Source organism: Starkeya sp. ORNL1, assembly GCF_012971745.1.
Lineage (GTDB): Bacteria > Pseudomonadota > Alphaproteobacteria > Rhizobiales > Xanthobacteraceae > Ancylobacter.
In genome coordinates, this window is the sequence record NZ_CP048834.1 from 2086724 (window position 1) to 2111876 (window position 25153).

The window sequence follows — 25153 nt, forward strand, 5'->3', positions numbered from 1 at the left end:
CTTCGAGGCCCGGCTTTGCCGGGCACCTCAGGATGACGTCGCGTTTAAGAGAACCACGACATCCTGAGGTGCGAGCGTGAGCGAGCCTCGAAGGATGTTGAAACCGAGCGCCCTCACCGCCGCTTGCGAAACCCTCCCCGCCTGCGCTCTATAGACAGGCGGGTTGGGGCCAAGCAGGAGAATCGCATGTCCGGCGACATTGACGGCATGATCTTTGTCGGGAAAGCCGAGCAGCCGGAATATCTCACGCTGAAGCTCGCCAACCGCCATGGGCTTGCCACCGGCGCCACCGGCACCGGCAAGACGGTGACGCTGCAGACCATTGCGGAGGGCCTCTCGCGCGCCGGCGTCCCGGTGTTCGCCGCCGACATCAAGGGCGATCTTTCCGGCGTCTCCATGCCCGGCGAAGGCCAGGACTGGATCCTCAAGCGCTGCGAAGAGATCGGCATCGAATATTCGCCCGATGAATTCCCGGTGATCTTCTGGGACCTGTTCGGCGAGCAGGGCCACCCGGTGCGCGCCACCGTCTCGGAGATGGGGCCGCTGCTGCTGGCGCGGCTGATGAACCTCAACGAGATCCAGGAAGGCGTGCTGAACGTGGTGTTCCGCGTCGCCGACGAGCAGGGCCTGCTGCTGCTGGACCTGAAGGACCTGCGCGCCATGCTGGCCTTCATCGCCGAGAATGCGGCGAGCCTCACCACCACCTACGGCAATGTCGCGCCCGCCACCGTCGGCGCCATCCAGCGCGCCCTCCTCGTGCTGGAGAACCAGGGCGCCGACAAGTTCTTCGGCGAGCCGGCGCTGAAGATCTCCGACCTGATGCGCATCGATCCGCGCAACGGCTACGGCACCATCAATATTCTCGCCGCCGACAAGCTGATGGGAAGCCCGCAGCTCTATGCCTCGTTCCTGTTGTGGCTGCTGTCGGAATTGTTCGAGGTGCTGCCCGAGGTCGGCGATCCCGACAAGCCGAAGCTGGTGTTCTTCTTCGACGAGGCGCACCTGCTGTTCGACGAGGCGCCGAAGGCGCTGCTGCAGAAGGTGGAACAGGTGGTGCGGCTGATCCGCTCCAAGGGCGTCGGCGTCTATTTCGTGACGCAAAACCCGCTCGACGTGCCGGACAGCGTGCTGGCCCAGCTGGGCAACCGCGTGCAGCACGCGCTGCGCGCCTTCACCCCGCGCGACCAGAAGGCGGTCAAGGCCGCCGCCGACACCTTCCGCCCCAATCCGAAGCTCAATACCGCACAGGTCATCACCGAACTCGGCAAGGGCGAGGCGCTGGTCTCGATGCTGGAGGGCAACGGCACGCCCTCCATCGTCGAGCGCACGCTGATCGCGCCACCCTCCGCACGGGTCGGCCCGGTGACGCCGGAATTGCGGGCGGCCGCGATCGCCAACAGTCCCGTCAAGGGAGTCTACGACACCACGATCGACCGCGAATCCGCCTATGAGCAGCTCGCCAAGCGGGCGCAGGCCGCCGCCGACAAGGCGGGCGAGGCCGGCGCCGCGGCAAGCCCGGGCCAGCAGCCGGCCGAGGCCGGGGCAGCCGGCGGTGGCGGCCTGCTCGACAGCGTGCTCGGCGGCATATTCGGCGGCGGCTCCTCCTCGGGCAGCCGCGGGCGCATGACCATCGGCGAGCAGGTGACGCGGCAAGTGGCGCGCTCGGTGACGAGCCAGGTCACCAACCAGATCACCAAGGCGATCCTGCGCGGCGTGCTCGGCGGCATGAGCCGGAAGTAGGCTCTCGACCCAACCCTAATCTCCCTCATCCCCGGGCTTGACCCGGGGATCCAGATGACCGGGCACAGCGCCAAGTCCTCTGGGTGCCCGGGTCAAGCCCGGGCATGAGGGAACAGCGAAAACACGGAAGAAGGAATCCGGCCATGGCCGATCTCGAGCGCGTGCTGGCAGCGGTGGATGCCAATCTCGACGGCAGCCTGGAGCGGCTGTTCGCGCTGCTGCGCATCCCCTCCATCTCCACCGACCGGGCTTACGCCGCCGAATGCCGGCGCGCCGGCCAGTGGCTGGCCGACGACCTCGCCGCGCTCGGCTTCAAGGCGCAGCTCAACGAGACGCCGGGCCACCCCATCGTCACCGCGCGCAGCGACGTCGGCGCGAAGAAGCGGGTGATGTTCTATGGCCATTACGATGTGCAGCCGGTCGATCCGCTGAACCTCTGGACCACGCCGCCCTTCGAACCGACCCTGGCCGAGGGCGCCGACGGCAAGAAGCGCCTGGTCGGGCGCGGCACCGCCGACGACAAGGGCCAGGTCATGACCTTCGTCGAGGCCTGCCGGGCCTATCTCGCGGTCACCGGCACGCTGCCCGTCGACGTCACCTTCCTGCTGGAGGGCGAGGAGGAATCCGGCTCGATCAACACGCCCGGCTTCGTCGCGGCCAACAAGGAAGCGCTCGCCGCCGATGTCGCTTTGGTGTGCGACACCAATATGTGGGACCCGCAGACCCCGGCCATCACCGTCTCGCTGCGCGGGCTGTGCCATGACGAGATCGTGGTGAAGGCCGCGAACCGCGACCTGCATTCCGGCTATTATGGCGGAGCGGCGCGCAACCCCTTGCATGTGCTGTCGAAGATCATCGGCGACGTGCATGACGAGACCGGCCGCGTCACCATTCCCGGCTTCTATGACGACGTGCGCGAGACGCCCGCCGACGTGAAGGCGCAATGGGAGGGGCTGGGCCTGACGCCGGAGAAGTTCCTCGGCCCGATCGGCCTTGCCATCCCGTCGGGCGAGCAAGGCCGCTCCATCATGGATCTCACCAGCGCGCGCCCGACCTTCGAGGTCAACGGCATGTGGGGCGGCTATATCGGCGAGGGCGGCAAGACCGTCATCCCCTCCATCGCCACCGCGAAGATCTCCTGCCGCCTCGTCGCCGACCAGGACCCGGCGCATGTGCGCGACGCCGTGCGCGCCTTCGTGCGCGCCCGCATCCCGGCGGACTGCTCGGTGGAATTCCTCAGCGGCGAGGGCAACCGCGCGGTGGCGGTCAATCATGACAGCCCGGAGCTCGCCAGGGCGGCGGCCGCGCTGACCGAGGAATGGGGCCACCCGACCGTGACCATCGGCGGCGGCGGCTCGATCCCGATCGTGGGTCATTTCAAGAAGCAGCTCGGTCAGGACACGCTGCTCATCGGCTTCTCGCTGGACGACGACCGCATCCATTCGCCCAACGAGAAGTACGACCTCGACTGCTTCCACAAGGGGATCAGGAGCTGGGTGCGGGTCCTGGCGGCGCTGGCAGGTTAAGCCTTTCGACAAGTCGTCATCCCGGCCGCAGCGAAGCGAAGAGCCGGGATCGCGTGACGAAAGTGCGCCCTCTTCTGCGCGCGATCCCGGATCGGCCTTGCGGCCGTCCGGGATGACGACAATCGTTGGGGATGAAGACGAATGAAGCGGTTCTTCGTCTATATCCTCGCCACCCGGAAGGATGGTCCGCTCTATGTCGGCGTGACCAGCGCGCTGCAGAAGCGCGTCTTCGAACACCGCAGCCATGACGTCCCCGGCTTTTCCGCACGCTACAACGTCGACAAGCTGGTCTGGTACGAGCCGCACGACGATGCCGAATCGGCGATCGTGCGGGAGAAGCGAATCAAGCGCTGGCGGCGGGACTGGAAGGTCGCGTTGGTCGAAGGCGGGAATCCCGAGTGGCTCGATCTGTTCGACACGCTGGGGCCGGAATAGAGATGCGCTGAACCTTCGCGCGATCCCGGCTCTGCGCTTCGCTTCGGCCGGGATGACGCGTTGGCAAGACGAAAATAAATTGCGCTATTTCCCTTAGGGACAACGCAAAATTCCCATTCCGCAGCGCAAACTTTTCTGAATCTTGTCTGAACGCACGGCTCACAAGGCGTTCAGCGCCGGCGGCCTAGAACCTCCCCATCGCTTGCAGCGGCCGAGGGGGGCGCTGCTCCGAACTCTCTACCGGAGCCAATACCTGATGAAGTCATCCATCATCCTCGGCGGAATGCTGCTCATCGCTTCCGCCGTCACCGTCAGCGCCCTGTTCGACAAGGCGGCCGATGCCGCCGAGCTGAAGCCGATCGAAGCCCAGTCGCTGGAGATCGGCGGCATGAAGGGCGTCGCCTACTACACCATCGAGAATGACGGCTATCGCGTCGTCGCCACCCTCGCCGACAGCGAGGGCGGCCAGCCGGTGCGCTTCGTCGGCACGCTGGCCCCGGGCCAGAAGCTGAGCATTTCGGTGCCGCGCGCCACGGGCACCCTGCCCGTCGCCGCCGAGATCGCCCGCGCCGGCGACAAGGTGTTCGTCACGTCCTCGATCCTGACGCAGTGATCCGCGGCGCCAGCCTGGCGCTTTCATCGGGATCACTGATGTCGAGCTAACGGCACGGCCGGGGGGCACGTGCCGGTCGACCCCGCCCGCCGGCATCCGGTGTGCGGGGTCGACGCATTTTAGCGGCCCGGTTCCAATAAACCCGGGCCGCGTTATGGTGCGCCATCTCAAGTGGAGTGCGCGCCGATGGGCGATCCCGGCTCGAAAAAGCACAACTGGTCAAAAACCTGGACCTTCTTCGACGGCGACTGGCACGAGGGCAACCTCCCGATCATGGGCGTGCGCACCCACGCCGCCTGGCTCGGCACCTCGGTGTTCGACGGCGCACGGGCCTTCGAGGGGGTGACGCCGGACCTCGACCTCCACTTCATGCGGGTCAACCGCTCGGCCATCGCCATGGGGCTGCGCCCGCTGGTCTCGGTGGAGAACTGGCTGGAGCTGGCGGACGAGGGGCTGAAGCGCTTCGCCCCCGATGCCGCGCTCTATATCCGCCCGATGTACTGGGCCGAATTCCCCGGCCCGGTGACCGTCGATGCCGATCCCGAATCGACCCGCTGGTGCCTCAGCCTCTATGAGGCGCCGATGCCCGATCCCGGCCGCGGCACCGCGATCACGCTGTCGCCGTTCCGCCGCCCCACCGTCGAATGCGCCACCACCGACGCCAAGGCCGGCTGCCTTTATCCGAACAATGCCCGTGCGCTGGCCGAGGCGCAGGGCCGCGGCTTCAACAATGCGGTGCTGTGCGACATGCTCGGCAATGTGGCCGAACTCGCCACGGCGAACCTGTTCCTCGCCCGCGACGGCGTGGTCATGACGCCGGCCGCCAACGGCACCTTCCTCGCCGGCATCACCCGCAACCGCGTCATCGGCCTGCTGCGCGAGGACGGCGTGCCGGTGGTGGAGGCGGCGCTGAGCTGGAAAGATTTCCGCGAGGCGGACGAGGTCTTCTCCAGTGGCAACTATTCCAAGGTCACGCCGATCACCCGCGTCGAACAGCGCGAATTGCAGCCGGGCCCCTGTTTCCGGCGGGCGCGCGAGCTGTATTGGGAGTTCGCGCATGCCTGATTCATTCGCCGTCATCCTGGCAGCAGGCGAAGCTGGAGAGCCGGGATCGCTCTCCGATGTTTGCGCGATCCCGGATATGGCCTGACGGCCATTCCGGGATGACAGCCCTATTTGGAAAGAAAAGCCCCTCCCCGTTGCCGGAGAGGGGCTGTGTGCGTCGTGCGCCGGCCAGGCGGCGACGCGGTACTTTTACATCTTGAAGCGGTTTGCCCACTCGTCGATCTGACGGTTGGCCTCGTCCTTGGCAATGCCGTAGCGCTCCTGGAGCTTGCCTTCGAGCTCCGTACGGGAGCCCTTCATGCGTTCAAGGTCATCGTCGGTGATCTTGCCCCATTGCTGGCGCACCTGACCTTTGACCTGTTTCCAGTTACCTTCGATTCTATCCCAATTCATCACGGGTTCTCCGTTGCACTCCGCCAATACCTGCCCCGTCGGGCAGGCCGGTCGCTAGCTGGTCTAAAACGCGTGGAAGCGCGGTTCGATCCGTCGGACGGGCCGAAAAAATCGCCACACCCGCCGGAAAAATAGTTCGACACTCCATCAAATCATGGTGCTGCATCGCCGCCAGCCACTAGGCTTGGCGCGAGCAAGGCAGCGCGCACGCGGCCTCGATACGATTCGGCCAGGAAACGACGTGAACACCACGACTGACGAGACGCCTCCCCGCAAGGACCGCCGAATCTTCATCGTCGAGGACGAATCGCTGGTGGCGATGATGATCGAGGCGATGGTCGAGGAACTCGGCGCCCGCGTCGCCGGCACCCACAACGACATCAAGGGGGCACTCGCCTTCGTCGCCACCTCCCACACCGAGATCGATGCCGCGGTGCTCGATCTCAATCTCGGCGGCCAGCGCAGCTATGACATTGCCGCGGCCTTGCTTGGGCACGGTATCCCCGTGGTGTTCTCGACCGGCTATGATGACGGCGCGATCCCGGCCGAGTGGCGGCACGTGCCGCGGCTCTCGAAGCCGTTCCAGCTCGACGAGCTGGCGCAGGCGCTCGATACCGCACTCACCACACGGCTGGATGCAGCGCAGAGCTGATACCATCCAGCGATGACCCGGCCGATACGCGTGCTCATCACCGGCTTCGGCCGCTTTCCCGGCGCGCCGGCGAACCCCTCGGGGGCGCTGGCGAAGGCACTGGCGCGCCGCCGCCGGCCGGCGCTCGCCGGCATGGCGCTGCGGGCCGAAGTGCTGCCGACCACATGGTCGGCGGCGGCGAACTTTGCGGCAACGCTGATGCGCGAGGATCCCGACATCGTGCTGATGATCGGCCTCGCGGCGCGGCGGCGGCAGGTCTGCGTCGAGACGCACGCGGTGAACCGCGCCGGCGGCTTTCCCGATGCGGCGCGGCGGCGCCCCGGCTCACGCCGTCTCGATGCGGCCGGCCCGGACGCGACATGCGCCCGCGTGCATCCGGCGAGCCTGTTGCGGGCGCTGCGGCTTGCCGGCGTCCCGGCCCGCGCCTCGCGCGATGCCGGCCGCTATATCTGCAACGCGCAGGCCTATGGCGCCTACGGCCAGGCGCGCGCGACCGGCCGGCCGCGCCTCGCGGTGTTCGTGCACATTCCCCGCCCGGACCATGGGCGCCTTTCCATGCCGGCGCTGCTGCGCGGGCTGGAGGCACTGCTGGTGGCGCTGGGTGGGCAGCTCCGCTCCGTTACTCGGAATGAACAACCTTCCCACCCTCATGGCCGGGCTTGACCCGGCCACCCAGACTTCGACCGGGTGCATGCGGATGGGCTGGGTCCCCGGGTCAAGCCCGGGGATGAGGGTGATCCAGATCGTTGAGTCAGGAGCTCAAGGCGTCTTCACGGTGATCGGGATCGAGTTGTACCAGGCGGCAAGGTTGGCGATGTCGTCGTCGCTCAGGTCCTTGGCGACCACGGTCATCATCTCGTTCTGCCGCTTGCCGGAGCGGAATTCCTCCAGCGACTTGGTGAGATACATCTCGACCTGGCCGGCGAGGTTCGGCGCCTCGGGGTGCTGCGAGAGCCCGTCATTACCGTGGCACACCGCACACATGGCGGAGGCCTTGGCCTTGCCGGCGGCGGCATCGCCGGCAAAAGCGGGCGAGCAAAACAGGAGCACCGCTGCGGTGAGCAGCGGCATGGGGCGTAGCATCATGTCGGTTCCCGGCAGAAAAGCCCGCCGCCTCGCGGCGGCGGGTGTTCTTCGCAAGATCAGTCTTCCCGCACCTCGCGGCGGCGGGTGTTCTTCGCAAGATCGGTCTTCCCGCGCCTCTCGGCGGCGGGTGTTCTTCGCAAGATCAGTCTTCCCGCGCCTCGCGGCGGCGGGTGTTCTTCGTAAGATCAGTCTTACCGCGCCTCGCGGCGGCGGGTGTTCTTCGTAAGATCGGTCTTCCCGCGCCTCGCGGCGGCGGGTGTTCTTCTTCAGTGTCAGTTGTTGCCGTAGGAGATGCGGTAGATGGCGCCCGACGAGTCGTCCGACACCAGCAGCGAGCCGTCATTCAGCACCGCCACCGACTCCGGACGGCCGAGATACTCGCCATTCGCCGTCAGCCAGCCCTCGGCGAACGGCTCCGAGCCCGCCGCCGTGCCGTCATCGTTCAGCCGGGTGAACATCACCCGCGCGCCGACCGGCTTGGTGCGGTTCCAGGAGCCATGCTGCGCCGAGAAGATGCCGCCGCGATACTTCGCCGGGAACTGGGTGGCGTTATAGAACGTCATGCCGAGATCGGCGGCGTGGGCGGTCATCTCCACTTGCGGCTTCACCGAATCCGCCGGCGGGGTCTGGTCCTTGTATTCGACGGTGCGGGTGGAACCGCCGCCGAAATACGGGAAGCCGAAGGTCTGGCCAGCCTTCACCGCGCGGTTGATCTCGCCCGGCGGGATGTCGTCACCCATGCCGTCCACCTGGTTGTCGGTGAACCACAAGGTCTTGTCCTTCGGGTTGAAGTCCATGCCGACCGAATTGCGGATGCCCCAGGAATAGACTTCGCGGTTCTTGCCGTCGCGGTCCATGCGCACGATGCCGCCGATGCCGGTCTTCTGGTAGAGGTCGAACTTCTCCTGGGCAAACACGTTGAAGGGCTGGCCAAGCGTTATATAGAGCTTGTCGTCCGGCCCGATTTTGCAGACGCGGGCGGTGTGGTTGTAGGATTCCTCGGCCTTGGGAATGAGGTCGCCCTGCTTCACCACGCTGAAGGCGGCAACATCGGGCCCCTCATAGAAGAACTCGGCGGCCGGGAAGAGCAGCACACGGTTCTGCTCGGCGACGAACAGGAAGCCGTCCTTGGAGAAGCACACGCCGTTCGGCAGCTTGAAGCTCACCGACGGCGCGAACACCTTCACCTCGTCGGCGGTGCGGTCCTTGTCGCGGTCGGTCACTGCCCAGACCTTGTTCTTGCGGGTGCCGACGAAGACCACGCCGGTGGTCGGGCCGACCGCCATTTCGCGCGCATCCGGCACGATCGCATAGAGCGAGATCTTGAAGCCGTCGGGCAGCTTGATGCCGGACAGCGTCTTCTTCAGCGCATCCGCCTTGGGCCCGGTCTGCGGCACCGTCTCCATATCCATCGACGCGCCGGTCGACTGGAAATTGGAGAGCTTCTCCATATTGTCGGTGGCTTGTGCCAATACCGAAGTCGGAGCCCCGACCGAGATCAGCACGGTGGCGAGCATGGTGGAAGCCAGCAGCGAGGCTGCCGGCAGCCAGCGGCGCCGGTTGTCAGTCATGTGTATTCCTCCCAAGCGTTCGAGCCTCGTACGGGCTCGTTAACGCAGGCACGCTAGCATGACACCTCGCAAGGTTAAGTCAGACTGTATGACCTAATGATCCTTTTTCGTTGCGGCACTTAAAAATAAAGATTTCCTAAGAACGCTGCGTAATAGCCGGCTACTACAATGGAATTACTAAAATATCGAATTTCGTGACGATTGCGGGACTTCAAGAGGCGATGCCCTGCTTGAGCATCCTTCGAGGCTCGCGGCGCTCGCGCCTCAGGATGAGGTTGATCTGGAAGAGACCTCATCCTGAGGTGCCGGCCGCCGGCCGGCCTCGAAGGATGCTGAAGCAAAGCAGCCCCGACTCTTTCCACACCGTCTCTTAGCAAAATCCTGCTATGGGGCTGCAGTCCCGCAGTGCACAGGCGGGTACAAAGGCCGCCTCGCGTGACGATCTACCTGCCGATCGCCGAGCTTCCGGTGAACATCTTCACCCTCCTCGCCATGGGGATCGCGGTGGGCTTCATCTCGGGCATGTTCGGGGTGGGCGGCGGCTTCCTGATGACGCCGCTGCTGATCTTCCTCGGCGTGCCCCCTGCCGTCGCCGTCGCCAGCGTCTCCACCCATATGGCGGCGTCCTCCTTCTCCGGCGTGCTGAGCTATCGGCGACGGCGCCTTGTGGACTACCAGTTGGGCGGCGTACTGCTCAGCGGCGGCATGGTGGGCACGTTCGCCGGCGTCCTCACCTTCATGGTGCTGCGCCGCTATGGCCAGCTCGATCTGGTCATAGCCGTCTCCTACATCACGCTGCTGGGGGCCATCGGCGCGCTGATGGTCAGCGAAAGCCTGCGCGCACTGATCCGCAACTGGCGCGGCGAGACGGAGGAGGTGCGCCGGCCCGGCACCCATGCCTGGTTCCTGCGCCTCCCCTTCAAGATGCGCTTCCGCCAGTCCCGGCTCTATGTGTCGGTGATCCCGGTGGTCGTCATCGGCTTTTCCATCGGCCTGCTCGGCGCGCTGATGGGCATTGGCGGCGGCTTCCTGCTGGTGCCGGCGCTGATCTATCTCCTGCGCGTGCCCACGCTGATCTCGGTCGGCACCTCGCTGATGCTGACGCTTGCCACCATGCTGGCGGCAATATTGATGCATGCGGTGCTGAACCAGACGGTCGATGCCGTACTCGGGCTGGTGCTGATGGTCGGCGGCACCATCGGCTCGCAATTCGGCGCCCGCGCCGGCCAGTCGATGAAGGCGGAGAATCTGCGGCTGTTGCTCGGCATATTGGTGCTCTCGGTCGGGGTGCGTGTCGCCATCGACCAGACCTCCCGCCCGGCCGACCTCTATGCCGTCACCCTTGACGGGCGCCCGCAATGAGGTGGCTCGCGCTGCTCACCCTTCTGCTTGCGGCCGCGCCGGCCCGCGCCGAGGAACTGGTGCTCTCGCTCTCCAAGCCGCGCGTCACCATCACCTCGAGCTTCGCCGGCGAGCCGATCGCGCTGTTCGGCGTGATCCAGCGCGACAACACCACCGCGCCGGACCGGGCCTATGATGTCGTCGTCACCGTGCGCGGGCCGAATGCGCGCTTCGTCACCTGGCGCAAGCAGCGCGTGCTCGGGCTGTGGATGAACACCGAAAGCCGCACCTTCCTCGCCGCGCCCTCCTATCTCGCGGTGCTGAGCAATCGCGAGCCGGCTTTGATGGCGCCCGCCGAGATCCTGCGGCAGGAGCAGGCCGGCTTCGCCAATAACCACCTGCTGCAACGCCTCACCACCGATTATGCCGATGTGGTCGAGGGCGACCCGTTCCGGCAGGCGTTCCTTCGAGTGAAGCAGGCGCAGGGGCTATATTATGAGCGTCCGACCGGGGTGGAATTCATCGCGCCGCGGGTGTTCCGCACCACCATTCCGATTCCCGGCACCGCGCCGGTCGGCACCTATCAGGTGGTGGTGAAGGTGTTCGCCGGCGGCGAGATGATCAAGCAGGGCACGACGACGCTCGAAGTCGCCAAGGTCGATTTCGAGCAGACCGTGGCGACCGCCGCCCGCGACCATGCCTGGCTCTACGGGCTGGTGACCGCGCTCGGCGCGCTGGCGGTGGGTTTCGCGGCGAATCTGGCGTTCCGGCGGGATTGAGGGCGCTCGGCTTGAGCATCCTTCGAGGCCCGGCTTTGCCGGGCACCTCAGGATGAGGTCGTTCTTTTAAACAACGAAGAACCTCATCCTGAGGTGCCGACCGCAGGTCGGCCTCGAAGGATATTCACGCGGAGCACCTCTTGCGAGATATAGGGTACCCCCCTATACTAAGCGCATGTCGCACACCGTCAAGGAGAAGAGCCGCCTGATCGCTCGGGTGCGTCGCATCAAGGGGCAGATCGAGGCGGTGGAGCGGGCGCTGGAGGCGGAGATCGGCTGCGCCGATGTGCTCCAGCTGGTCGCCTCGGTCCGCGGGGCGGTCAACGGGCTCACCATTGAGCTGGTCGAGGATCATATCCGCCACCACGTCGTCGACCCGGCCCGCGAGCCCGATCCGGAAAAGGCGCAGGGCGCCGCCGAACTGATCGAAGTGGTGCGCACCTATCTCAAATAGCAGCGCAGGCAGAGAGATCATGACCGACAGCACTCTGGCGCCGGGCGCCACGCACAGCCACGTCTTCCTCGGCGGCGACCACGCCCGCAATGAGCGCCGCACCTGGCTGGTGATCGCGCTCACCGCCACCATGATGGTGGCCGAGATCACTGCCGGCAGCCTGTTCGGCTCGATGGCGCTGATCGCCGATGGCTGGCACATGTCGACCCATGCCGGCGCCATGCTGATCAGCGCGCTGGCCTATCGCTTCGCCCGCCAGCACGCGCACGATCCGCGCTTCACCTTCGGTACCGGGCGGGTCGGCGAACTCGCCGGCTTTGCCAGCGCCATCGTGCTCGCCCTCATCGCGCTGCTGATCGCCTGGGAGAGCTTCCTGCGGCTTACCAGCCCGGTGCCGATCGCCTTCGGTGACGCCATCCTCGTCGCCGCGGTCGGGCTCGGCGTGAACCTGGTCTGCGCCTGGCTGTTGAGGGACGATCACAGCCACCACCATGACCACGATCATGGCCATGCGCACGCCCATGGTGGCCACGCCCATGACAGCAACATCCGCGCTGCCTATCTGCATGTACTGGCGGACGCGCTGACCTCGATCCTCGCCATCGCCGCACTCGCTGCCGGCAGCCTCTATGGCTGGCTGTGGCTGGACCCGATGATCGGCATTGTCGGCGCGCTGGTCATTGCCCGCTGGTCGTGGGGGCTGATCCGCGATGCCGGCGGCGTGCTGGTGGATTACGTGCCCGAGCGCGAGGAACTGCCCGGCGAGATTCGCGCCGCCATCGAGGGCGGCAACGAGACCATCACCGATCTGCATGTCTGGCAGGTCGGGCCCGGCCACCATGCGGCGATCGTCGTCGTGGCTTCCTCGGCGCCGCAGCCGCCCGCCGCCTACAAGGCCAAGCTCGCGCATTTGCACGAGCTGTCGCATGTGACGATCGAGGTGAGCCGGGCGGCGTGATTGCTGAGGCGCACTGCTTCAACATCCTTCGAGGCCGCTTCGCGGCACCTCAGGATGAGGCTCATCTGAAAAAGACGACCTCATCCTGAGGTGCCCGGCAAAGCCGGGCCTCGAAGGATGCTCACGCAGAACGCCGGCCTAAACCACCGGCGCCAGCGCGTACGCCACCCCCGCCGCCTCAAGCACCGCCGCCGCCCTGAGCGCCGCATCCTCGCGCCACGGCGCGGCGATGAGCTGGACCGCGATCGGCAGCGTACCCGGCGTCGGTATCGGCGCCGCCACCACCGGCAGGCCGATGAAAGAGATGGGCTGGGTGTAGATGCCGATGTTCGGGCGCACCAGCATCTCCTTGCCGTCGAGCACGAAGCTCTTCTGGCCGATTTCCGGAGCCGGCACCGGCGTCGCCGGGGCGATCAGCACGTCCCACTCGGCCATGATCGCCAGCACGCGGTCGCGATACCAGCGGCGGAACTTCTGCGCCTTGACGATCCAGGAGCCGGGCAGCACCGCGCCGGCCAGCAGCCGCTCACGCACCGCCGGATCGAAATCGAGCGGGCGCTCGCGCAGCCGGTCGAGATGGAGCGAAGCGCCTTCCGCCATGGAGATGACATAGGCCGCGGCGCGGGCGCGCTCGACTTCCGGCAACTCGATGGTCGCGGTCGCACCAAGCGCGGACGCCGCGCGGGCCACGGCGTCATAGGCCTGGGGCGTGCCCTGCCGGGCGAACCAGCCGCCGAGCACGGCGATGCGCAGGCCGTCGGCGCCATGCGACAGGCTGGGCGAGACCGGCGCCGCCGGCACCTGCGCGCTGGCCGCATCGTCCGGATCATGGCCGAGCAGCGCGTCATAGCTGGCGGCGAGATCTTGGACATTGCGGGCGAAGGGGCCGAGATGGTCGAAGCTGGCGACGAACGGGAAGCTGCGCGCCCGCGACAGCCGCCCATAAGTCGGCTTCAGCCCGAATATGCCGCAGAAGGAGGACGGCACCCGGATCGAGCCATTGGTGTCGGAGCCGAGCGAGAGCGGCACCAGCCGCCCGCCGACCGCCGCACCGGAGCCGCCGGACGAGCCGCCGGTCATGTGCGTCGGGTCGTGCGGGTTGCGCGAGGGGCCGTCATGCAGGTTCTCGCCGGTGAAATCATAGGCGTACTCGCCCATATTCAGGGCGCCGACGCACACCGCCCCGGCAGCGGTGAGCTTCTCCACCAGCGCCGCGTCGCGCGCGGCGGGCGGATGGTCGCGATTGATCTTCGAGCCGGCGAGCGTCGGCAGGCCCTCCAGATCGAACAGGTTCTTCACCGCGAACGGCACCCCGGCCAGAGCGCCGAGCGCCCTGCCCTCGGCCCGCGCGCTATCCACCGCGTCGGCCTCGCGCAGCGCGCGCTCCGTGGTGACCGCGGTGAAGGCGTTGAGCACCGGGTTGAGCGCGGCGATACGCGCCAGTGTCGCTTCCGTCACCGCGCGGGCGCTGACCTTGCCTTCGCGCACCGCCGCCGCGATGGCGAGCGCGGAATCCTTTGCGAGCAGTTCGGCGACGGTCTCGTCCGACACCGCGGCGCTCACGGCTGGTACACCGGGGCCGGCTCGGCCTCGTCCTCCAGCGGGAAGTCGAGCACCAGGTCGGCCATGCCGGCGGCAATGCCGAGATGTACCAGCACCCGCTCGCGCAATTCCGCTTCGAGCGGCAGCCGCACCACCGCTAGCGCGGCATCGAGGAAGGCCCCGAGATCCGGGGTCGGCGGCTGCACATTCATGATCGGCTCTCGAGAAACTGGCACGTGATTCACTCTTTAATTCGCGACGTCATCCTGGGGCGCCGCGCAGCGGCCTCGAAGGATACCCGCCCCAGATGGCCGACCTCTGCTTGAGCATCCTTCGAGGCCCGCTGGAGCTCGCACCTCAGGATGACGTGGCAGACCCAACATACAGGAACCGTGCCATGGTATGATGGCCGCAGTGGAATGTGACGCATCGGCCTTGCAAAGCAGGATCGCCTTGCGTAGGTTCCGCGCCGTTCTGGCATGCAGCTGTAGCTCAGTTGGTTAGAGCGCCGGTCTGTGGAACCGGAGGTCGGTGGTTCGAGCCCACCCAGCTGTACCAAGCAATCGTGGATCTGCGAGCGGCGCTTGCCGCGCGCCGTCAGCGCTGCAATGCGCGTCGAGAACGGTCCTCGCATCGGCGCTGTCTACGGAAGCGCGATCAGCATCAGGTAGGCCACGAAGACCACGAGATGGACGGCTCCGGTCAATACCGTCGTGCGTCCGGTCCCGAAGCTGATCATGCTGATGGCGAGAGCGAGCATCAGGAGGACGGTGTCACCGGGACCGAGGCCGAGCGTCAACTCGCTGCCGGTGAAAAGGCTCACCGCGGCCACGACCGGCACGGTGAGCCCGATCGTGGCGCAGGCCGACCCGAGCGCGATGTTGAGGCTGCGCTGCAACTCGTTTCCGAGCGATGCCCGAATCGCCGCCACGGTTTCCGGCATCAGCACAAGCGTGGCGATGAAGGCGCCGATAACCGCATCCTTCTGGCCGAAATTGAAATCGACGAGGGCGTCCTCCAGCCCGGACGCGACATATTCGGCAAGCAGCACGATGCCGATCAGGCCAACCGCCAGCAACAGCGCGCTCCTGGCAAGGCTACCGCCCATGACCGCCGGGGCATGGTGCCTCGATTGCGGTTCGTCGAGGAAGTCGTCGCGATGCCGTGTCATCTGCGCGAAGACGAAACTGCCATACAGGAGAAGACAGAGCGTGCTCACGAAGACAAGCTGCACGTCGGAGTACAGGCCGATCCCTGCGGTCAGCGTATAGTCCGGCAGTATGAGCGTCAGCACGGACAATGCGACGACCACGGCAAGCAACGCGCTGGTGCCCTGGCGTTTGAGATCCTGATGGACGTGCCGCCAGCCGCCGACGGTGAGACATACGCCAAGTATGCCGGCACAGACGATCATCACCGTCGAGAACACCGATTCACGCGCAAGCGTCGGATTTGGCACGCCGCTCAACATGACCGAGACGATGACCGAAGCCTCGATCACGGTCACCGAAAGGGTGAGCACCAGCGTTCCGTAGGGCTCGCCGATCCTGTGCGCGACGGCTTCGGCATGCCCCTGGACGGCGAACACCAGCCAGAACACCCAGGCGAGCGCCAGCAGGGTCAGGGCGATCTCGACCGCATTCGGCAGATGGCCAAAAACAGAATCCTTGAGACCGAGCAGAATGCCGAGCGCCAGCGCGGCAATGGGGCTGAGAACCGCCGAAATCCATCTTGTATTGACTGCCTCCTGATCGGGAGGCGTCCTGTCGAGCGTTTCCTGGGACACAGCTGCCGCCTGCTCCCCGGCCGCTCGTGGCGGCAAATGCTCGATTTCATCGGCGGTCATGTCAAAATCCTCGCACCTGGCCGCCGCTAGAGGTCTATCCCGGCTTGCCGCCGTCTTCCATACAGCGGCTCCTGGGCGAAACGCGCCGCACTCAGGGTCGCGGACATGGAAGCTGTCCGAATCCCTGGAGCACTATCTCGCCGCTCGAATGTATCCATCCGGAGCGGATAAGGCTCCGGCCTCACTTCTTCTTCCGCCCGTAATACAGCGTGAACACCACCAGCGCGGCCAGCAGCGCCAGGAGCATGCCCTGCTGCAGATCGGCATGGTCTTCGATGAAGGTGTGCGGACGAACCGGTGCTTCGGTCGATTCATTCATGTGCGGGCCGCGGGCTTATCCATCCCGCAAGCCTATAGGCCAATAAGCCGAGAAGCGCGCCCAGCGCGCTCATCGCGAAATCGGAAACATGGGCGCCGCGGCCGGGAATGAATTGCTGCGCGAACTCCATCACTGCTGCCAGCGCGCAGAGGAACAGGAACGGCAGCAGGTACATGGCGGGCCGTCGCGGACGCAGTGCCAGCAGGTAGATGAAGCAGGTTCCGAGATAGGCCGCCGCGTGCTCCACGCCGTGCGGGGCACCGGTTCTCCTCAGATCCTGCGCGGGCAGCAGCGACAATACCAGAATAGCCAGGGTGCAGGCGATCGCGGCGGCGCGAAGCAGTCGGGAGAGACGATCCATGCGCTCATTTTGCGTCGCACAAGAGGGCAAGGCAATGGTACGCGAGGTCGCCGCCCGCGCGGCGCACGCTCCTGGCGTTATCGCGCCTTCTTCGGCGTGTCTTCCGCATCCCGGGCAAGCCGCGCCTGTCGCAGGCGCTCGGTCTTGTCGCGGTGCCGCTGAAGCTTCACCGCTTCCGCGGTGGCGATCGAGCGGGTCAGATCGTCCATCGCCTGCGCCCGCTCCGCGGGTGTGGTCGCCTTGCCCGGTACGCGCTCTTTGCCAGCCATGGCCAACCCCTTCCAATATCGACCAAGATCGGCCGCAGCCATGCTAGCAGGTCGGCCATTGGCCGGCGAATCCGACGATTGCTTCCGCTACATGACGGGCGCCTTCAGCACCCGGGCGATCTCGGTCGCGAGCTGGCTCTGCTGGTACGGCTTGGCGATGCGGGGCAGCTCGATATTGATGTTCGCCGGCAGTTCGGCATAGCCCGATGCCAGCAGGATCGGCAGGCCGGGATTGATCTCGCGCGCCGCCACCGCCAGCTGAGCCCCGTTCATCTTCGGCATGGAGAAATCGGTGATCAGCAGGTCGATCCGGTTGTTCTCCAGTATCTCCAGCGCCCGGTCGCCGGAATTGGCCTCGATCACCTCGTGGCCGAGATCCTCCAGCATTTCGACCGTGCTCATCGAGATCAGCGCGTCGTCATCGACCACCAGGATGGTGGCCCGCGGCGCGTCCTCGATGGCGGCGAGCGCCAGGGGTGCCGCCGGCGCGGGTTCGGCGGTGACGGGCACCCAGATCTCGGCCACGGTTCCGCGACCGGGCTCGCTGGAGAGCCGCAGCGCACCGTTCAGCTGCACCGCGAGGCCGTGGATCATGGAGAGGCCGAGCCCGGTGCCCTTGCCGAGTTCCTTGGTGGAGAAGAACGGCTCCGTCGCCTTGGCCAGCGTCTTGGCGTCCATGCCCTCGCCGGTGTCGACGACCCGCAGGCGGACATAGTCGCCGGGGGCGATGTCATCGCGCGTGCCCGGCTCTCGCGCGCCCACCTTGACGGCGTCGAGCGCAATCGACAGCACGCCGCCGTCCGGCATGGCGTCACGTGCATTGACGGCGAGGTTCAGCAGCGCGAGCTCGATCTGGTTGGCGTCGATCAGCGCCCGCGGCAGATCGTCGGGTATGCTCATCTGCAACTCGATCTGCGACCCGACAGAACGCTCCAGCAGATTGCCCATGCCGCGTACCAGATTGCCGAGATCGGTCGGCACCACATCGAGGTCCTGGCGCCGGGCGAAGGCGAGCAGGCGCTGGGTGAGCGCGGCGCCGCGCTGCGCGCCCTGCACCGCACCGTCGACCAGCCGGGCGGCGCGCGGATCGAGCGGCACCTGCTTGCGCAGCAGCTCCAGATTGCCCAGCACCGCCATCAGCAGATTGTTGAAATCGTGCGCCACGCCGCCGGTAAGCTGGCCGATCATCTCGATCTTCTGCACCTGCCGGAGTTGCTCCTCGGTGCGCTTGCGCTGCTCAATCTCGGCGAGCACGACGGCATGGGCAGCATTCAGTTCGGCGGTGCGCTCGGCAACCCGGCTCTCCAGCACTTCATTGAGGCCGCGCATCTCTTCTTCGGCATTGCGCCGCGCCGTGACGTCGCTGGCCACCCCGACCAGCCGGCGCTTGGCGCCCTTGCGGTCGAACACCATGCGCGCCCGGATCTCGACCCAGCGCACCGTTCCGTCCGGCCAGACCGTGCGATACTCGATCGCATAGTCGATCCCGCTCGTGATGCTCCGCTGCACCGCCTCCAGCGTGCGGCCACGGTCGTCCGGATGGATCGACGCGACGAGGTCCTGATAGCTGAGGCCCTCGTCCGCGCGGCGACCGAACAGCGACTTGCACGTCGCCGAGGTGCTGAGCACCCCGGTCTCCAGATCGAACTCCAGCGAGCCCAGCCGGCCGGCCACCAGCGCGGTCTGCAGCCGCTGCTCGCCTTCATGCAGTTCGTCGATGCGTGCGCGCGCCTCGAACTGGCGCAGCCGTCCCTTGTGCGCGGTTCGAGCGACGCTGATGAAGGTGGTGGGGTGGAACGGCCGTTCCAGGAAAGTGACGTTGCCGAGCATTTCCGACAGCAGCGCCGCTCCCGGCGTGCGGTCGGGGCCGCCGGCATGGTGGGTCAGCACCACGAAGGGCAGGTCCGACCAGGTGGGCTGCTGCGCCAGATAGGCCTGGAGCGGGCGCAGGTCTGCCGCGATCAGCGCCTCCTGCGTCGCCACCGCGAAGTAGGTCTCGTTGTCGATGGCGGCGTGGAACTCGGCGATGTCGCGGCACGTGACCGCCGCCAGCCCGGCATCGCGCACCAGCGCGGTCGCAATGGCCGCGTCGCGCCCATGCGGCGCCAGAAGCAGGACCTGCCCTGAAACAGGTTGCCCTGAAACAGGCTGCCCTGAAACAGGCTGCCCTGAAACAGGCTGCCCTGAGACTGTTCGCCCTGAAATCGAACCCGAGATCGTCATTACTCACGGCTTGGTCAGGAGGGGGGAAGCACTTCCTACAAACGTCGGCACGCCACGAAGGATCCCCTGGAACTCGTTGAGCGGCGCGCCCAGGCTCAGGCCGCCGTCGCCGATGCGGAATTCGCGGATGGTGTCCTCATGCATGCCGGTGCGCTTCTTGATCACCGAAACCGCGCGCCGGACCTTGCCGAGCGCCTCGAAATAGCGAAGCAGGATCACGGTGTCGGCGAGGTAGGTGACATCGACCGGTGCCTTCATGTCGCCGACCAGGCCATGCTGCGCCACGGTCAGGAAGGTGTTGGCGCCCTGCCGGTTCAGATACTGCAGCAGCTCATGGATGTGCAGGATCAGCGAGTTCTCCTCGGGCATCGCCGCCTGATAGCCATTGAGACTGTCGATGACTACGGTGCGCGCGCCCATTCCCTTGACCCGCTCCCGCACCCGGTGCTCGAATTCACCGGGCGAGAGCTCGGCGGCGTCGACCTGCTCGATATGCAGATTGCCGGTGTCACGCATGGCCTGGAGATCGAAGCCCATCGGGCGGGTACGGTCGAACAGCAGGCCCATTTCCTCGTCGAAGATGAACATCGCCGCTTTCTCGCCATTGGCGACCGCCGCCGCGACGAACTGCAAGACGAACGTGCTTTTTCCGGTGCCGGCCGGCCCGAGCACGAGCGTGCTCGAGCCTTGCTCGATGCCGCCGCCCAGCAGCGCGTCCAGCTGGGATACGCCGCTCGTCATCTGACGGCGGGCGAATCCGGTGCGATGTTCGGCGGCGACGAGACGTGGGAAAACCGCGACCCCGCCAGTCTTGATGGTGAAGTCGTGATAGCCGCCGCGATAGGCCTGGCCGCGATATTTGGACACCCTGAGGCGCCGCCGCTCGGCGCCATAATCGGGCGTCAGCTCCTCCAGCTGAACGACGCCATGCACCACGCTGTGCGCGGTCTTGTCGGCGGTATCGGAGGTGCGGTCATCCAGCATGAGCACGGTGGCGCCGTGCCGGGCGAAATAATGCTTCAGCGACAGGATCTGGCGCCGATAGCGCAGTGAGCTCTGCGCCAGCAGGCGAATCTCCGACAGGCTGTCGAGCACCACCCGCGCCGGCTTGACGCGCTCGAACACCTCGAAGATCTGCTTGGTGGTCTCGCCCAGTTCGAGGTCCGAGGAATAGAGCAGGCTCTGCTGCTCGTCGGCGTCGAGCAGGCTTTCCGGCGGCACCAGCTCGAACACCTCGATATTGTCGTCGAGCACCCAGCCATGGGACCGCGCGCCTTCGCGCAGCTCGCGATCGGTCTCCGACAGCGTGATGTAGAGCCCGCGCTCGCCCTCCGCCGCGCCCTCGATCAGGAAGCGCAGTGCAATGGTGGTCTTGCCGGTACCGGGCGAGCCCTCCAGCAGGAAGACGTGGCCTTCGCGGAACCCGCCAGCCAATATGTCGTCCAGCCCGGGAACGCCGGTGCGCGCCTTGCGCACGGGATTTACGACGTCCATCAGTGGCTCCATCGTTTTGAAGCGGCGATCGCCGGCAATACGGGGTGGCTTTGAGCGGCGCCGGCGAGCGGCGTTCGAAGGGGCAGAATGGTAGGCTTATTTTCCGCTTCCCGACAGCAATACGGAAATTGCACCGTTTCAGCGTGACATCGCACGTATTGCCGCGCGCGGGGCCCTCGCCACGGCGCGCTCGCCTGGAATTCCGGTCGTCGTACCAGCGTGTCGAGCATGCGTCCCAAAACTGTGGGCGACCCCGCCGGAGCGATCCGGCGACGGGTCTCGGGTACCGTCTAACGCTGACGCTCGAATTTGGTTTCACCTGCCGCGTCGATGCCGGGCGGGCGATTGCATCCGGACTGAAAGGGCTCTAGTTCGGGTGGTCCGCCCGGTCTCACCAGGAACCTCGACGATGCCGATGCGCTACGAAGGCGGCTGCCTGTGCCGCACCGTTCGCTATGTCTCAGATGCCGCGCCGATCAATGAGCGCATCTGCCATTGCCGGCTGTGCCAGCGCGCCATCGGCGCCAGCTTCAATGCGCGGCTGCTGTTCCGCATCGAGGACGTAAGCATCGAGGGTCCGGTGCGGACCTATAATTCCTCACAATCGCTGAAGCGTGGCTTCTGCCCGGAATGCGGCACCACGCTGTTCTCGATGCGCGAGAGCGCCGGCGTCATGGGCATCACCGCCGGCTCGCTCGACGACCCCGGCCTGTTCAAGCCGGCCGACCATATCTGGACCTCGTCCCGGCAGCCCTGGCTGTGCTTGTCCGACGGCCTGACCGAATATCCGGAAGCGCCCTGAGCCGGCTTCCCTGAGAGCATATCCCGCAAAAGTGGAACCGCCTTTGCGATCAGGATATGCTCCAGGCTATTGAATCTAGAGCACTTTCTTATCGTTCGGATGATTCATCCAAACGATAAGGGCTCCAGCCACTTCCAGCGAGGTCCACACGTGAGCGCTTTCGATGAGGTATCCGCCGCGATCTGGCGCGGCTACGGCGTGCTCGATAATTTCCAGGCGGACCAGCATGCGCCCGACGACCAGGGCTGGAATTCCGACCACGTCTTCCTCGGCGACACCATGACCAGCGAGCGCCCGCGGGTGGTGGTCGAGCTCGGCGTCTGGAAAGGCGCCTCGACCATGACCATGGCGGCGACCTTGCGCGAGCACGGCATCGATGGCTGCGTGGTCGCGGTCGATACCTGGCTGGGTTCGAGCGAGCACTGGATGAAGGACATGCACCGTTCCGACATGCGGTTCGAGAACGGCTATCCGCGCATGTACTACACCTTCCTCGCCAACATCGTCGCCAACGGCTTCGCCCGGCACGTGGTGCCGCTGCCGCTGGATTCCGCCAACGCCGCCATCGTGATGCGCAAGTCAGGGGTCTCCGCCGACGTCGTGCACATCGACGGCGCCCACGACTACGAATCCACCCTCTCGGACCTCAAGCGCTGGTGGGAGATCCTGAAGCCCGGCGGCGTCATGATCGTCGACGATTACGATTCACGCGGCCGGATCTGGCAGACGGTGCGCCGTGCGGTCGACGATTTCCTCGCCGTGACCCCGCACACCGATTTCGAGTGGCGGCCGGTGAAGGCGCGGTTCCGGAAGGTGGAAGTGGCGGGGGAAGGTCCGGCCGGCGCCGCGTGATCCTTCGCCACCCCCATCAAGCCGTCATCCCGGCCGCAGAGAAGCGGAGAGCCGGGATCGCGTGAAGTCCCGCGCCACACCTTCCTGCGATCCCGGATCGGCCTGCGGCCGTCCGGGATGACGACGAGTGGGGGGAGAAGCCGAGTGGGCGCCGCGCCTCACTCCTCAGCCAGCGGCTCCGAGCTCAGGAGACTTAAACCAAGCGAAGAAACACGGCCGTCTTGGCTCGTCAGAAGAACGGTACCATTCGAAAAGAGTGGCCCGCAGATGTCCAACGCACGCGGTGTCATGCACAGCATGCTGTGCTCGACCCGCCAGCGGCCCGGAACAATCAAGCGTGGCGCTCGCAGATAGAGCGTTCTGTCGCGATGAAAGTCGACATAACCGTCGAAATGATAGCCGCGTGCCCGGTAGCGGCGCCCCTCCAGAATTGTTCGGACGGCTCGCGCATTGAGAGCAGCAAACCCGCTGCTGGCCGGAAGCGGCTTGCCTTCGCGCTCCGCTCTCTCGACGAGCGCGTGAGCCGCGGCATGGGCAGCCTCCAGCTCGGCGGGCAACGGAAGCAAGGGCTCCATCTCCACCTTGGCTGAAAGCGGGGATGCAAGACAGAGGCAGCAGCACAACGCGACCAGAAGCACCTTGAGACACGTCGTGAGCCTGTATCGGTATGAGCTCATGGCATGCCCAGGTGACGCGCAAGAGTGACTGGCCCGTCGATTGTTAGCACGGCCCGGATGACGATGATGGGGAGGTAGAAGAAGGAAGGCGCTCGGCGTGAGCATCCTTCGAGGCTCGCTGCGCTCGCACCTCAGGATGAGGTTGTTCCTCTAACGCGACCTCATCCTGCGGTGCCCGGCAACGCCGGGCCGCGAAGGATGCTGACGCAGAGCGCCTCCAATCGCCCTCAATCCCGCGCGCTGATCTCGCACTCGCCGCGATGGACGACGTTCGTCTTGCCGGGCCGGGTCGCGGCGCGGCGCATGAAGATGGTGGGGCGGCGGTGCTTCAGCGCGCCGCGGCGGCGGCGACGCGGGATGGTCCGAGCCACCACCAGGCGGCCGAGCATCGGATAGGCGGCCTCGACCGTACCGTCGAGCTTCGTCACCAGCATCGGGAGGCCGAGGGCCCCGGCCCAGCCGCGCCATTCGGCGACGACATCGTCCGGCGTCGGCGCCGCGAACAGCGTGACTTCGAGCGAGGGATCGGCATGCGCCAGTACCAGCGTCACGCCCTCGCCTTCCTCGTCGAGCAACCGCACCGCGACGCCCTGATAGGAGGCGAGCCGCAGGCTCAGCTTCATCGGAATACCGGCGACATGGCGACGCAGCACGATATGGTCGGGATGGAGCTCCACCGCGCGCACGCCGGCGTCGGAGCCGTCGTCGCGATCCCGGAAGCGGACCGGCCATGCGCCAGGGGCGGACGGCCGTTCGATACGGACATAAGGGTCCGGCTGGACGGGAAGGCTCCCGTCCACTGCTGATTGACGCCTCATAGCACTCCCCGCCGGTCGTTGTGGCTCTGTGGCCCCGGTCGTGAGGCAATCATGGCCCCCAAGTCTGGCTTACGGCTTAAGGGAAATGGTTGACCGTTTCTTCGCTCGCGGTATCGGGGGCATTCCATCCGCCATGCTTGACAAAGTGTTGCGCGTCAAAGGCCCGCTCGCGCTTGCGCATCTCGCCTTGCGCGCTTATGCGCACGGGATGGACGATCATTCGCACACATTGCCGGCCGGGGACGGTGCCTCGCTGCCCGATCCGCTGGCGGATCCCGCCTTTGCCGCGCGCCACATGGCCGATGCCGTGGTCGCCGCCGGCGCGGTGGCGGTGGCGATGTTCCGCGCCGGGGTAAAGTCCTGGTCGAAGGCCGGGGATTCCCCGGTCACCGAGGCCGACATCGCCGTCGACACCATGCTGCGCGACCGCCTGACCCTGCTTGCGCCCGGCTATGGCTGGCTGTCGGAGGAGACCGCGGACGATCCGTCGCGCCTCACGCGCGAGCGGCTCTGGATCGTCGATCCGATCGACGGCACCCGCGCCTATATGCACGGCGGCTCGGACTGGACGGTCTCGGTGGCGCTGGTAGAGCGCGGGCGTCCGATCGCCGCCGCGCTCTACGCCCCGGTCACCGACGAACTGTTCGTCGCGGTAACCGGCGGCGGCACCACGCGAAATGCGCAGCCGGTTACCGTCTCGAGCGCTGGCGCGCTGCCCGGTATCAGGATCGACGGACCGGTGCCGTTCGTCGACCGGCTGATGGGCGACACACCGTTCATCCGCCTGCCGCGCATCCGCTCGCTCGCCTTGCGCATTGCGCGGGTGGCGACCGGAGAGGTTGACGCTGCGCTTGCCTCGCCCAACGGGCATGATTGGGACCTTGCCGCCGCCGACCTTTTGGTGCACGAAGCAGGGGGCCGCCTCACCACGCTCGACGGCCTCCCGCTCGTCTATAACGCGCCCGTGCCGCGTCATGGCGCCCTGGTGTCGGCCGGCGCCGCGCTGCACGCGCTGCTTGTGGCGGCGGCACATTGAACGGAGCGGCTCGTCACAGGTGGACGCGGAAACGGCATGACTGAGATCACGACCAGCCCACAGCTCCTGCACCTGGTGTTCGGCGGCGAGCTCGAGAGCATTGACGGCGTGACCTTCCGGGACATCGCCGGGCTCGACATCGTCGGCATCTATCCGAACTATGCCACCGCCTTCGCTGCCTGGAAGGGCAAGGCCCAGCAGACCGTCGATAATGCGCATATGCGCTATTTCATCGTGCATCTGCACCGGCTGCTCGATCCCGATGCGACGCCGAAGCCCACCGGCGGCTGAGCGGCGCACC

At 66.4% G+C, this 25153-nt stretch carries 28 protein-coding genes and 1 tRNA gene; 16 read left to right on the forward strand and 13 right to left on the reverse strand.

Annotated features, from left to right (window positions below):
• Positions 1-186: 186 nt before the first annotated feature.
• From G3545_RS10140 to G3545_RS10160, 5 genes are all read left to right on the forward strand, one after another.
• The gene (locus tag G3545_RS10140) at positions 187-1740 is read left to right on the forward strand and encodes a helicase HerA-like domain-containing protein (protein WP_170012171.1); all 1554 of its coding nucleotides are present in this window, start codon (positions 187-189) and stop codon (positions 1738-1740) included.
• A 143-nt stretch (positions 1741-1883) separates the two neighbouring features.
• On the forward strand, positions 1884-3266 hold the full coding sequence (locus G3545_RS10145) for a dipeptidase (protein WP_170012173.1): 1383 nt from the start codon (positions 1884-1886) through the stop codon (positions 3264-3266).
• A 141-nt stretch (positions 3267-3407) separates the two neighbouring features.
• Positions 3408-3701 carry a GIY-YIG nuclease family protein gene (locus tag G3545_RS10150; protein WP_170012175.1) on the forward strand — a complete coding sequence of 98 codons (294 nt, stop codon included), beginning with the start codon at positions 3408-3410 and terminating at the stop codon, positions 3699-3701.
• A gap of 256 nt (positions 3702-3957) precedes the next feature.
• Entirely contained in the window at positions 3958-4314 is a 357-nt protein-coding gene (locus G3545_RS10155) for a hypothetical protein (protein WP_246702765.1), read from the forward strand.
• A gap of 186 nt (positions 4315-4500) precedes the next feature.
• Positions 4501-5379 carry a branched-chain amino acid aminotransferase gene (locus G3545_RS10160; protein WP_170012177.1) on the forward strand — a complete coding sequence of 293 codons (879 nt, stop codon included), beginning with the start codon at positions 4501-4503 and terminating at the stop codon, positions 5377-5379.
• A 189-nt stretch (positions 5380-5568) separates the two neighbouring features.
• Here G3545_RS10160 and G3545_RS10165 read toward each other — a convergent pair whose 3' ends face one another.
• On the reverse strand, positions 5569-5772 hold the full coding sequence (locus G3545_RS10165; RefSeq protein WP_170018004.1) for a CsbD family protein: 204 nt from the start codon (positions 5770-5772) through the stop codon (positions 5569-5571).
• Positions 5773-6013: 241 nt separating this feature from the next.
• Here G3545_RS10165 and G3545_RS10170 point away from each other — a divergent pair, with 241 nt between their 5' ends.
• Together G3545_RS10170 and G3545_RS10175 are read left to right on the forward strand one after the other, a co-directional pair.
• Entirely contained in the window at positions 6014-6424 is a 411-nt protein-coding gene (locus G3545_RS10170) for a response regulator (protein WP_246702766.1), read from the forward strand.
• 12 nt (positions 6425-6436) lie between these two features.
• Positions 6437-7087: a peptidase C15 gene (locus G3545_RS10175; RefSeq protein WP_170012181.1), complete on the forward strand. Its 651-nt coding sequence runs from the start codon at positions 6437-6439 to the stop codon at positions 7085-7087.
• A gap of 96 nt (positions 7088-7183) precedes the next feature.
• On the opposite strand, the gene G3545_RS10180 is transcribed toward G3545_RS10175, so the two are convergent.
• Positions 7184-7507, reverse strand: coding sequence for a cytochrome c (locus G3545_RS10180; RefSeq protein ID WP_170018005.1), 324 nt, complete (start codon positions 7505-7507; stop codon positions 7184-7186).
• A gap of 275 nt (positions 7508-7782) precedes the next feature.
• Positions 7783-9027 (reverse strand): PQQ-dependent sugar dehydrogenase, encoded by a 1245-nt coding sequence (locus G3545_RS10185; RefSeq protein WP_206151449.1) that lies wholly within the window; start codon positions 9025-9027, stop codon positions 7783-7785.
• Between the two features lie 489 nt (positions 9028-9516).
• Here G3545_RS10185 and G3545_RS10190 point away from each other — a divergent pair, with 489 nt between their 5' ends.
• The 4 genes from G3545_RS10190 to dmeF all read left to right on the forward strand — a co-directional run bounded on the left by G3545_RS10190 (position 9517) and on the right by dmeF (position 12613).
• Positions 9517-10443: a sulfite exporter TauE/SafE family protein gene (locus tag G3545_RS10190; protein ID WP_170012186.1), complete on the forward strand. Its 927-nt coding sequence runs from the start codon at positions 9517-9519 to the stop codon at positions 10441-10443.
• Positions 10440-11201 (forward strand): TIGR02186 family protein, encoded by a 762-nt coding sequence (locus G3545_RS10195; protein WP_170012188.1) that lies wholly within the window; start codon positions 10440-10442, stop codon positions 11199-11201. The genes G3545_RS10190 and G3545_RS10195 overlap by 4 nt, the downstream gene beginning before the upstream one ends.
• Positions 11202-11376: 175 nt before the next feature.
• Positions 11377-11655: a metal/formaldehyde-sensitive transcriptional repressor gene (locus G3545_RS10200; RefSeq protein WP_170012190.1), complete on the forward strand. Its 279-nt coding sequence runs from the start codon at positions 11377-11379 to the stop codon at positions 11653-11655.
• Between the two features lie 19 nt (positions 11656-11674).
• The gene (dmeF, locus tag G3545_RS10205; RefSeq protein ID WP_170012192.1) at positions 11675-12613 is read left to right on the forward strand and encodes a CDF family Co(II)/Ni(II) efflux transporter DmeF; all 939 of its coding nucleotides are present in this window, start codon (positions 11675-11677) and stop codon (positions 12611-12613) included.
• 138 nt (positions 12614-12751) lie between these two features.
• Here the strand turns inward: dmeF and G3545_RS10210 are convergent, their stop codons facing one another.
• Both G3545_RS10210 and G3545_RS10215 read right to left on the reverse strand, forming a co-directional pair.
• Positions 12752-14140: an AtzE family amidohydrolase gene (locus G3545_RS10210; RefSeq protein WP_170018006.1), complete on the reverse strand. Its 1389-nt coding sequence runs from the start codon at positions 14138-14140 to the stop codon at positions 12752-12754.
• 32 nt (positions 14141-14172) lie between these two features.
• Positions 14173-14367 (reverse strand): DUF4089 domain-containing protein, encoded by a 195-nt coding sequence (locus tag G3545_RS10215; protein ID WP_170012194.1) that lies wholly within the window; start codon positions 14365-14367, stop codon positions 14173-14175.
• A gap of 269 nt (positions 14368-14636) precedes the next feature.
• On the opposite strand from G3545_RS10215, the gene G3545_RS10220 reads away from it, so the two are divergent.
• Positions 14637-14713: transfer RNA gene (locus G3545_RS10220), tRNA-His, on the forward strand.
• Positions 14714-14798: 85 nt separating this feature from the next.
• Here G3545_RS10220 and G3545_RS10225 read toward each other — a convergent pair.
• The 6 genes from G3545_RS10225 to G3545_RS10250 form a co-directional block, all read right to left on the reverse strand.
• A complete protein-coding gene (locus tag G3545_RS10225; RefSeq protein ID WP_170012196.1) occupies positions 14799-16001 on the reverse strand; it encodes an ionic transporter in 1203 nt (400 codons plus the stop codon).
• 181 nt (positions 16002-16182) lie between these two features.
• Positions 16183-16320 (reverse strand): hypothetical protein, encoded by a 138-nt coding sequence (locus G3545_RS10230; protein ID WP_170012198.1) that lies wholly within the window; start codon positions 16318-16320, stop codon positions 16183-16185.
• A complete protein-coding gene (locus G3545_RS10235) occupies positions 16313-16681 on the reverse strand; it encodes a VanZ family protein (RefSeq protein ID WP_170012200.1) in 369 nt (122 codons plus the stop codon). The genes G3545_RS10230 and G3545_RS10235 overlap by 8 nt, the downstream gene beginning before the upstream one ends.
• Before the next feature lie 77 nt (positions 16682-16758).
• Entirely contained in the window at positions 16759-16950 is a 192-nt protein-coding gene (locus G3545_RS10240) for a hypothetical protein (RefSeq protein WP_170012202.1), read from the reverse strand.
• A gap of 87 nt (positions 16951-17037) precedes the next feature.
• On the reverse strand, positions 17038-19173 hold the full coding sequence (locus G3545_RS10245) for a hybrid sensor histidine kinase/response regulator (RefSeq protein ID WP_170012204.1): 2136 nt from the start codon (positions 19171-19173) through the stop codon (positions 17038-17040).
• Between the two features lie 3 nt (positions 19174-19176).
• A complete protein-coding gene (locus tag G3545_RS10250; RefSeq protein WP_170012206.1) occupies positions 19177-20667 on the reverse strand; it encodes an ATPase domain-containing protein in 1491 nt (496 codons plus the stop codon).
• Between the two features lie 409 nt (positions 20668-21076).
• Here G3545_RS10250 and G3545_RS10255 point away from each other — a divergent pair, with 409 nt between their 5' ends.
• Positions 21077-21469, forward strand: a complete 393-nt coding sequence (locus tag G3545_RS10255) for a GFA family protein (RefSeq protein ID WP_246702767.1) — start codon at positions 21077-21079, stop codon at positions 21467-21469.
• 150 nt (positions 21470-21619) lie between these two features.
• Positions 21620-22321, forward strand: a complete 702-nt coding sequence (locus G3545_RS10260; protein WP_170012208.1) for a class I SAM-dependent methyltransferase — start codon at positions 21620-21622, stop codon at positions 22319-22321.
• Positions 22322-22479: 158 nt separating this feature from the next.
• Here G3545_RS10260 and G3545_RS10265 read toward each other — a convergent pair whose 3' ends face one another.
• Together G3545_RS10265 and G3545_RS10270 are read right to left on the reverse strand one after the other, a co-directional pair.
• The gene (locus tag G3545_RS10265; protein WP_170012209.1) at positions 22480-22887 is read right to left on the reverse strand and encodes a hypothetical protein; all 408 of its coding nucleotides are present in this window, start codon (positions 22885-22887) and stop codon (positions 22480-22482) included.
• 338 nt (positions 22888-23225) lie between these two features.
• Positions 23226-23798: a DUF6101 family protein gene (locus G3545_RS10270; protein WP_246702768.1), complete on the reverse strand. Its 573-nt coding sequence runs from the start codon at positions 23796-23798 to the stop codon at positions 23226-23228.
• A gap of 151 nt (positions 23799-23949) precedes the next feature.
• On the opposite strand from G3545_RS10270, the gene G3545_RS10275 reads away from it, so the two are divergent.
• Both G3545_RS10275 and G3545_RS10280 read left to right on the forward strand, forming a co-directional pair.
• Positions 23950-24852: a 3'(2'),5'-bisphosphate nucleotidase CysQ gene (locus tag G3545_RS10275; protein WP_246702769.1), complete on the forward strand. Its 903-nt coding sequence runs from the start codon at positions 23950-23952 to the stop codon at positions 24850-24852.
• Between the two features lie 36 nt (positions 24853-24888).
• On the forward strand, positions 24889-25143 hold the full coding sequence (locus G3545_RS10280) for a DUF4170 domain-containing protein (RefSeq protein WP_170012211.1): 255 nt from the start codon (positions 24889-24891) through the stop codon (positions 25141-25143).
• The last annotated feature ends 10 nt before the right edge of the window (positions 25144-25153 follow it).